The organism is Parapedobacter composti, from assembly GCF_900112315.1.
Classification (GTDB): Bacteria; Bacteroidota; Bacteroidia; order Sphingobacteriales; family Sphingobacteriaceae; genus Parapedobacter; species Parapedobacter composti.
On the sequence record NZ_FOLL01000024.1, the window covers coordinates 26,987 to 35,418 of the forward strand.

The 8,432-nt window shown below is 44.9% G+C and carries 7 protein-coding genes; all 7 read left to right on the forward strand.

The window, feature by feature from the left end:
• Position 1 precedes the first annotated feature (1 nt).
• The 7 genes from BM030_RS18075 (at position 2) to BM030_RS18105 (ending at position 7,998) form a co-directional block, all read left to right on the forward strand.
• A complete protein-coding gene (locus BM030_RS18075; protein ID WP_090975016.1) occupies positions 2-1,450 on the forward strand; it encodes a glycogen synthase in 1,449 nt (482 codons plus the stop codon).
• 5 nt (positions 1,451-1,455) lie between these two features.
• Positions 1,456-2,724: a glucose-1-phosphate adenylyltransferase gene (locus tag BM030_RS18080; protein WP_090975025.1), complete on the forward strand. Its 1,269-nt coding sequence runs from the start codon at positions 1,456-1,458 to the stop codon at positions 2,722-2,724.
• Positions 2,725-2,743: 19 nt separating this feature from the next.
• Entirely contained in the window at positions 2,744-4,105 is a 1,362-nt protein-coding gene (gene mnmE / locus BM030_RS18085; RefSeq protein ID WP_090975017.1) for a tRNA uridine-5-carboxymethylaminomethyl(34) synthesis GTPase MnmE, read from the forward strand.
• A gap of 175 nt (positions 4,106-4,280) precedes the next feature.
• Positions 4,281-5,408 (forward strand): site-specific integrase, encoded by a 1,128-nt coding sequence (locus tag BM030_RS18090; RefSeq protein WP_244519039.1) that lies wholly within the window; start codon positions 4,281-4,283, stop codon positions 5,406-5,408.
• 3 nt (positions 5,409-5,411) lie between these two features.
• Positions 5,412-6,263: a hypothetical protein gene (locus BM030_RS18095; RefSeq protein WP_090975018.1), complete on the forward strand. Its 852-nt coding sequence runs from the start codon at positions 5,412-5,414 to the stop codon at positions 6,261-6,263.
• Positions 6,264-6,333: 70 nt separating this feature from the next.
• Complete coding sequence (locus BM030_RS18100) at positions 6,334-6,687, forward strand: helix-turn-helix domain-containing protein (RefSeq protein WP_090975019.1); 354 nt, start codon at positions 6,334-6,336, stop codon at positions 6,685-6,687.
• Between the two features lie 18 nt (positions 6,688-6,705).
• Positions 6,706-7,998, forward strand: coding sequence for a VapE domain-containing protein (locus BM030_RS18105; protein ID WP_139215943.1), 1,293 nt, complete (start codon positions 6,706-6,708; stop codon positions 7,996-7,998).
• Positions 7,999-8,432 lie beyond the last annotated feature (434 nt).

Consider the following 8,432-nt stretch of genomic DNA (forward strand, 5'->3'; position numbering starts at 1 on the left):
TATGGTTGTCCAAACGAAGAACGAGCGTAGCAAACATGTTGTCCATTTAAGTGCAGAATGCTATCCCGTTGCCAAAGTAGGGGGGCTGGGCGACGTGGTGGGTGCCCTTCCCAGATACCTCCAACGTGCAGGGTTCCGCGTGTGGGTGGTGATGCCCTGGTACAATAAGCCTTTCGTCAGGGAACATGATTTCGAGGTAACGTATACAGGCCATTTCCGCCAAGGATCCAGACAGCTGGAAGTACAGATCCACAAAGAACGTCGGAACCTGCTGGGCTTCGAATTGTACCTGATTAAAATACCAGGTCTCATAGACCGCGATGAACCATATGGCTATGCCGACGAAAGTGAACAATTCATGGCTTTCCAGCACGGCTTTCTACACTGGATAACCGATGCCGGAATCAAGCCTGACGTGGTGCACTGCCACGATCACCACACAGGGCTGATACCTTTCTTGATGTATCATAGTGAACGTTTTTCCGCACTGCGAGAAGTGCCCACTGTTGGTACCGTGCACAACGGGCAGTACCAGGGATGGATGGAATGGAATAAAGCGATTCTGTTGCCACCTTTTGATACCTGGAAATGGGGATTGCTGGATTGGGATGGCGTAATTAACCCCCTGGGCGCACTTATCAAGTGCTGCACGGCGTATACTACCGTATCGGAAGGCTACCTGAATGAACTGATGATACAAGCAAATGGGCTGGAACGTTTATTTGAGATGGAACGGGCAAAAGGGGTGGGTATCGTTAACGGGATCGACCCGTCGGTATGGGACCCGGAGCACGACCCCATGCTGGAGCATCGTTATGGCGCAGGAGATGTGCAATATGGTAAAGAGCGAAATAAAGTATCCCTCTGCGAAAGATTCGGCTTAGACACGGCGAAGCCGCTATTGGCTTATATCGGCCGGTTTGCAGGTGAAAAAGGTGCGGATATTTTGCCGCAAATAATTGAAAACATAATGGGGGGAGGTGATGTTGGACTGAATATGATGATATTAGGTTCTGGTGACACCCAGATGGAGGAGGAGATTACCCATTTAGCAGAAAAATATCCGGAAAAGGTTGCCGTCCATATCGGTTATCAGGAGGAACTATCGCACCGCATATATGCGGCGGCGGATTTCCTGATCATGCCGTCAAGGGTGGAGCCGTGCGGACTTAACCAGCTGTATTCCATGCGATACGGCACGATACCTATTGTGCGTGCGACAGGTGGACTGAAAGATACCGTGCTTGACATGGACGAACCGCAGGGATATGGTATCCTGTTTCCGGAGGCCAGCGCCGATGATGCCGTGCAGGCTGTTTACCGGGCGTTGGAACTGTATGCCCAACGCCGACGAATGGAACAACTCAGGGAACAGCTCATGGCACTTGATTTTTCATGGGATAAATCGGCAGCCAAATACATAGAAATTTACCAAAATATAATCGCGTAATTATGATTAAGCACAATGTGATCTCCGTAGTATTAGGGGGAGGTAAAGGTACACGCCTGTATCCGTTGACCCACCAGCGTTCCAAACCTGCCGTTCCCATTGCCGGTAAGTACCGCTTGGTAGACATTCCCATATCCAATTGTCTCAACTCCGGTTACAACCGGATTTTCGTTTTGACGCAGTATAACTCTGCATCGTTGAATTCCCATATTAAAAACACGTATAACTTCAGTGCTTTTAGTAAAGGGTTCGTCGATATCCTTGCTGCGGAACAGACCCACGAGGCCGAACGTTGGTATCAGGGAACGGCCGATGCTGTACGGCATCTCCTGCGTTACCTGCTGCATCACGATTACGAGCATTTGCTTATCCTCTCGGGCGATCAGCTTTACCAAATCGATTTCCAGGAAATGATTGAGCACCATATCGAATCCGGTGCGGAGATATCCATTGCTACCATTCCGGTTAATGCCAAGGACGCCACCTCCTTCGGTATCCTCAAATCGGATGAGAACGGCAATATCACGTGTTTTACCGAAAAACCCAGTACAGAAAAGCTGGCAGGATGGGAATCCGATGTCAGCGAAGAAATGAAAAACGAAGGTAGGGTTTACTTGGCGTCCATGGGCATCTATGTGTTCAATAAGGAATCGCTGGTGAAACTGCTTGCCGAACATCAGGGAATGGATTTCGGCAAGGAGCTGATCCCGGATTCCATCGGCAAGTACCGTGTGCATAGTTATGAATACCACGGGTACTGGACCGATATCGGTACCATTGAGTCGTTTTTCGAGGCGAACATCGGACTGACCGATGATATCCCGCAATTCAACCTGTTTGATAAGCACACGATCTTTACACGCGGACGTATGCTGCCGCCCTCCAAGGTGTCGGGTACCACATTGGATAAAGTGGTCGTCGCTGATGGTTGTATCATCGCGGCCGAACGCATCGAGCGGTCCGTCATCGGTATCCGGTCGCGTATCGGAAAGGGGACGGTCATTAAAACCACGTACATGATGGGATGCGACTTTTACCAGACGCTCGATGAAATTGCCCGAGCAAATGAGCAAGGCATTCCGCTCGTTGGCGTCGGCGAAAACTGTTACATAGAAAACGCCATTCTTGACAAAAGCTGCAGCATCGGCAGCAATGTCCGTATCACGGGCGGAGCTCACCTTGAAGACGGTGATTTTGAAACGCATGCCATCCGGGATGGCATCGTGGTGGTCAAAAAGCGCGCGGTACTGCCCAGCGGAACGGTGATTGGATAAGTATTCGTACTTTTGCCGCATGGCAAATAACGATACGATTGTAGCATTGGCCACCGCCACGGGCAGCGGTGCAATCGCGCTGATACGCCTTTCCGGCCAGCAGGCCGTGACCATCGTGAATAAGGTGTTTAACGGAAAAGACCTGTCACGGCAGCCTTCGCATACGATCCACTTCGGGGTCATCCGTGATGGCGAAGCGGTGCTGGATGAGGTACTGGTGTCGTTATTCAACGCTCCCCGTTCCTACACCGGGGAACACGTGGTGGAAATCTCCACGCATAATTCCAGGTATATCATTGAGCGGATTATCCAATTGCTGGTGAAAGAAGGAGCCCGTATGGCCCAGCCAGGCGAATTTACGCTGCGTGCATTCCTTAACGGGCGAATGGATCTTTCGCAGGCCGAGGCGGTGGCCGATCTCATCGCATCCAATTCAGCAGCTTCCCATCAGATGGCCATGCAGCAGATGCGTGGAGGCTTCTCTAACGTGCTGAAGCGGCTACGCGAGCAACTTATCCATTTTGCTTCCCTCGTAGAGCTTGAACTTGATTTTTCCGAAGAGGATGTGGAGTTTGCCAACCGCGGCCAGCTGAAAGCCCTGGTGCTGGAGATCGAGCGAACGGTACGGAAACTCATTGCATCTTTTGAACAAGGTAACGTGCTCAAGAACGGTGTTCCCGTTGTCATTGCAGGGAAACCCAACGTAGGGAAATCAACCTTGCTCAACACGTTGCTCAACGAAGATCGGGCTATAGTATCAGATATTGCCGGAACCACGCGGGATACCATTGAAGATGAGATCAGTATCAACGGCGTTCTGTTCCGGTTTATTGATACCGCAGGTATCCGGGATACCGATGACGTCATCGAGGCTAAGGGTGTGGAACGGACGAGGGAGAAAATGCGGCAGGCCAGGCTTATCATCTACTTGGCCGATCCGCTGCAGGATGACGCGGCAACCATCGGTGGCCAGATCGACGAAATCGCCGGGCTGAATATTCCATATGTCGTGGTGGTTAACAAAACCGACTTGTTGGATGAGGAACATCGGCAGGCATTGCATGCGATCCAGCCATTGTTCATTTCAGCTAAAAACAACGTAGGAGTGGAGGGGTTGAAAGCAGAACTGCTGCAGAAGGTGAATCTGCATCGCCTTGATGCCGAAGATGTGCTGGTAACCAATGCCCGCCATGTGGAGGCGCTGCAACGGACAGGGGAAGCGCTGTTACGGGTGCTCCATGGCATTGACGGTGCCGTCACTTCGGATTTCCTCGCGATGGACATCCGCCAGGCATTGCACCACCTGGGTGAAATTACGGGAAGTGTTTCCACGGATGATTTGCTGGATAATATTTTTTCGAAATTTTGCATCGGAAAGTAACCGGCGGAAAATAACGATAAACAATAACAAACAATAGTAAGTAAAACGCTGAAAATGAAATATTTTCAGCGTTTTTTGTTACGTTTTCATTATGTTTGTTTGCAGGTATTTACTCAGTTTTTGTACGTCATCCGTACTTTTTTCAGTGACGTACAAATACGTACAAATTTTAACTATGGAAAAAGCGATTAAGGTTCGATTACGAGAGCAAAAAAACAAGTCAGGTCGTATCAGTTTATACTTGGACTTTTACCCACCCATTTACGATGCGGACAAAAAGAAAGAAACCCGCAGGAAATTTATCAATATCTACTTATATGAAAAACCAAAAGACCGAATTGAAAAGGAGCATAATCAAGTTGCCCGAATGAAAGCGGAACAAATCCGTTCCGAGTATGAGTTACGCTTATTCAATAAGTCTTTCGGTCTGGTGGACCGCTTTGCCGGCAAAGCAGATTTCTTGGCCTACTTTTACGAAAAGGTTCGTAAGCGCTATACGTCCAAAGGGAACTATGATAACTGGCTTTCGACGTATAATTATTTGGAGGCGTTTACCGATGGTAAATGCCTATTTGAGGACGTTGATGAAAAATTTTGCGAGCGGTTTAGGGAATATCTTAAGACTACCACCACGATTAAAAGTAAGTGGGCCAAGCTGTCGCAAAATTCACAACATAGTTATTTCAATAAATTTAAAGCAGCGCTTAAAGAGGCCTTTGAAGAAAAGCTGTTCGTGGAAAATCCGGCAAGGAGAGTTAAAGGCATTCCGCAGGACGAAACCCATCGCGAGTTTTTGACAATTGAAGAAATCCGGGCTTTAAGGGATACCGTATGCGAACACCCTGTATTAAAATCAGCCGCACTGTTTTCAGCTCTCACCGGTTTACGATGGTCAGATATTATGAAACTGACATGGGCAGATGTGTTTCATTCCGTAGTGGATGGCTATTACATACGTTTCACCCAGCAAAAAACAAAGGGTGCCGAAATTCTGCCCATTTCTGAACAGGCTTACTGTTTATTAGGGGAACCACAGTCGGCCAAGGAACGGATTTTTGCTGGCCTGAAATATTCTGCATATACCAATTTAATACTAGCCCGGTGGGTAATGAATGCAGGGATCCGGAAAAAAATTACGTTCCATTGCTTCCGGCATACCTATGCCACTCTGCAATTGACAATGGGCACGGATATTTATACCGTATCAAAGCTGTTGGGCCACCGTCAGTTGAAAACAACGGAAATATATGCCAAGGTAATCGATAAGAAAAAAATTGAAGCAGCCAGTCGGATTCAGTTGTAAAAAATGAAAAAGTTAGTCTTTAACCATAAAGGACAATTCACCCATTTATTTCTGTCTTTTTCCGAACAGGTTGTAAAAAGCCATAATCTATTAATGGGGATAGGTACACCTGTTGAGTTTGAACTTCGTTTATCGCTCGGAGACAGGCATATTTTGGTCAATGACAGGGTCGGTTTAGCAGGGTTCCAACGGCTTTTCCTTGCACAACGTACGTTATTGCTTGAAGCATTAAAAGTGATCGAGGAAGACCAAGACCTTTACAAGCGGTACGAGTTGCTGAAATCGTGCAGAGCGGAATATGAAGTTGTAAAATTGTTGCTAATAAATATTAGAGACGAACCGGTAAGAGATTTTAAGAGATTTTGTGATGAACAGTTTGTTCCCATTTTAGACAACCATATTGCACGGGTAGACGAATGCCTGAAAATCAAACACCATAAGAGTTATGTTCATAAAAGTATAGCGGATAAGGGACTTTTAAGACTGGATGGTTTAATAGGGGATGATGAGTTATCGGATATTTTCGCTTTTTTTGAGCGCAGCTGCTTAGATAAGAAAGAATACTATGCGCTGATGCAGGAACTTCGATATGGTCGCCCGTCAGTATTCGAGTATTACAGATTGACTGGAATAAGTACAAATACAATTCCGTTATTTTTCAAGATACTAAGAGAGCGATACCAACTTTCAATGTCAAACAGGGATATGGCGAGATGGCTTCACCGGAAATTCAGGGTTGAAAGGAAAGGAGAGCTATTTCCACTCAATTCAGAACGTACTATTGAAGATAAGTTGAAGGGCCCGCTAACACGTCGCGAAAAGAGCCTAAAGCTTGATGCTTCCTTCGATGTATGACATTACGCTAATTGGAAAGTAGCGCATCCGTTTCACATTTCTTTGTTGTCGTTAATCAACGTTTATTATTATGGAAAATTTGATGTTAACGACAATTAAGAAAGATGAACTATCATTAATGATAGAGAATTGCGTACGTAAAGTAGTCAGAGAATCAATTGGTCAAAAATCGCCCCCAGAGCCCGAATATCTGATTGGAATAAAGGAAGCAGCCAGGGAAATACTTGGATTATCCGAGTCGCGGGTTTACACGTTATGCTCCACTAAAAAGATACCGCATATCAAAAGAGGAAATCGGTTATACTTCTCTCGTCAGGAATTATTGGAATGGCTGAAGGCTGGAAAAGTAGATACGATAGACGATGTGTCAAAGGAAGCGAGCGCCTATGTCGCGAAATCCTTTAAACGTTATGCAAAAAAGTAAAAAGGCAATGCTGCCCGATTGCCTTTAAATCTTTTAGCGTGGATTGCTACGCTTATTGCTCACTACAAAAGTAGCAATTCCACATTTTTAAACAATAAAAAATGTTGTGGTATGCCTAAAGACCAGAAAGTTTTAGATTCTTCTCCTTCCATTGCCAAGGTCATTCAGTATTTCTCTGAAAATTATGAGTTTCGAAAGAATATTGTAACGAACGACTTGGAATATAGAAAGATAGGTGAGTATAATTTTAAAGAGGTCAACGAGAATACATTGTACATAGAATTGCGGGTGGGCGCAGGAATTAAAGCGTCGTTAACTGATGTGATGGTATTTTTAGGGTCTGATTATATTCAGGAGTTTGACCCTTTTTCGGATTATTTCGACAGGATACGGGATTTGTATTCGCCTGATATACATGGCGATTACATTGAGCGGCTGGCATGTCATGTACACGCCTTTGATCAAAGACGATTTAACATCCAGTTTAAAAAATGGTTGGTTCGGACGGTTGTTTGCGCGTTAGTACCCGAGTATTTCAATAAACAGGCGTTCGTATTGGTGTCCGATAAGCAGAACGGTGGAAAAACCACGTTCAGCCGTTTTCTGGTACCCCCCTGTTTGCAAAGCTATTCCGTTGAGAATATAAGCGTGGACAAAGACAGCTTGATTGCTTTAAGCGCCAATTTTATTGGAATATTGGATGAATTATCAACCTTATCCAAATTTGAAATCAACGCGCTGAAATCCGTTATGAGCAAGCTGTATGTGAATGTGAGACATCCGTATGAACGCCGCGCGCGGATGACACCAAGACGGATATCTTTTTTTGGTTCCACCAATTTAACAGAGTTCTTGACCGATGAAGCTAACGTGCGTTGGCTGTGTTTTGAGATTGAAAAAATTGACTGGTCGTACAAAGAGAATATCGATATTGACATTGTTTGGAGTCATGCGTACCGTTTATGGAAAAGTGGATTCAGGTACGAAATGACCAAAGAGGAAATTGAGGAAAACGAACGTCACAACGAACAGTTTAGGGTTATTACGCCCGAAATAGAGCTTATACAGAAATACTATTCGCCAGGAACAAAGGCTGACCATGATGCGCAATTCACAAATTCAGACTTTGTGAGGTATTTAAGTGAGGAAAGCAACGGTCGTATACGGTTAAATACCAAGAATGTAGGCGTTGCACTAAAGAAGCTCGGTTTTTTCCAGCATTCAGTAAGGGGATACAACAATTCACCCTATCCTGTGAAAATTTATTTTGTAAAGTATAATAATCCTACTACGCTACTACAGATGGTATAACGTATTGATATAAAATAGAATAAGTGTAGTAGGATTGTGTTTTAAAATCCTACTACATCTTACTACTTACTACGGAATTTGTAGTAACGTAGTAGGATGAGCATCTTACTACACAAAAACTTTAAAAAAATCTGCTGGCTAAAAGAGAAGGATACGGAGAACCATGTTTCTCTTTTTAGTCCGCACCTTTTCTACATTGCAAGATGTATTTTTGTTATCACAAAAAGTATCTTGCCAATGCTCGGAAAGGATTTATCGCAACTCAAAATCCAAAAAGTATGGCTGAATAAATCCGAAAGCCAAACGGAAACTTAATCTCTCAAATGAATCTGTTATTAAGTATCCGCCCGACCAACTGCATATTTTCTGATTAATTGATCGTCTTTAGCTTTACGCCCAAAATAATATATTTATGAAAGAGCGTAGAGATTACA